The sequence below is a fragment of the Cupriavidus numazuensis genome (assembly GCF_905397435.1).
Lineage (GTDB): Bacteria > Pseudomonadota > Gammaproteobacteria > Burkholderiales > Burkholderiaceae > Cupriavidus > Cupriavidus numazuensis.
Genome location: NZ_CAJPVI010000150.1, coordinates 1 through 1,317 on the forward strand (window position 1 = coordinate 1; position 1,317 = coordinate 1,317).

Genomic DNA, 1,317 nt, shown 5'->3' on the forward strand with positions numbered 1-1,317 from the left:
CATACCTTTATACATAAGTCAGCCGAGCCCATCCCGTAGCGCGCGCAGCGTTTCAGCAGCGGAGAGTACACGATCGAGTCCGCGCCAGATTGTCTTGGCACCGGGTTCGCCGTCGCCCTTGCGAGCGAGGAAGCCGCCGACTTGCGCAATCAGCCGCACGACCTCGTTCACGGTAGGCGGTGCGGCCGGCATCTTCTTTTTGGCCAGCAGATACGCACCACGAATTTCGTCCGGATCGAAGAACAACGAGGCGTCCAGCTCGGGGCAGGTCCGGCCTTTGCGCATCAGATAAGTCACGCGCCACGCAACCACCAGGAACAAGGCCAGGGCGCGCTCAATCCGGTCGACGGCGGCCAATTGCAAGGACTCCACTTCGCAACCGTTCTTGAGCACATGGAAAAAGATTTCGATTTCCCAGCGCGCCCGGTACCAGTTGATCAGTTCGACAGCTTGTTCTTGCGTCGCGACCACACGGTTGGTCAGCAAGCGCCACTCAATCGGCTTGATGCCTGCCGGCGCCCCCACTTCACGCGCGATCACGCAGTGAACCTTGATTTTGCCCCGTCTGTCATCTGCGATCTCGACCTCGCGGGCCCACAGTTGCTGGCGCACGGTGCGGCTCTTCTGACCCTCGCGCGCGCCGCTCACGAAGGTGATCTCACCCAAGGGCTCTGTGCTCGTGGTGCTGGCCCACAACCTGACGCCCTCGCTCTCGGGCAGGCAGCGGTCATGTTTGGCGCGCACCAGCCAATCCGCCGGCGTGCCCAATTCGTCGGCTCGGCGCATCATCTCCACCATGTCCGCCTCGCGGTCGGCCACGTACACCAGCCGCGTGCCGGGCACGTCGAGCGCCATTTCAGCCACGCGCTCGTACCCTTCAACCCAACGGGTGCTTTCTTTCTGGCCGGGGCGCACACCGTCGGCACCGCGCTCTTCACGTGCCCACATCCACGCGTCGAGCACGCCCAGCGGTTCCCGTTCAGTCGTCACCGCATAAGTCGGATGGAGATACATGCCGCGCCGCGCTTCATAGTTCAATGGCCCCAGTCCGTCGATGTCTTGAGCATTGAAATCCAGTTCGGTGGTGTCCTGAATGCACAGCACGACCGACTGGCTTCGCATGCGCTCCTGCGTGCTCGCCCAATGCGGTTCCAGTATGGCATCCCAGGCCACATCCGTATTGCGCAAAAAACGGTAGGCCGCGCACGTCTCGCTCCAGCTATCGCACGCCTCAGGGATACTGGCCTTCGGTTTGGCCGCAAGTCGTTCTATCAATTTCTTCGCCCTTCTGTTGAGGCGGGCGTCGCCCAGATTCAG

1 protein-coding gene is annotated in these 1,317 nt (G+C 62.2%); it reads right to left on the bottom strand.

Features of this window, described 5'->3' with window-relative positions:
- Window positions 1-18: 18 nt before the first annotated feature.
- Window positions 19-1,317 (bottom strand): IS4 family transposase, encoded by a 1,299-nt coding sequence (locus tag KHO41_RS40920; protein WP_211958882.1) that lies wholly within the window; start codon window positions 1,315-1,317, stop codon window positions 19-21.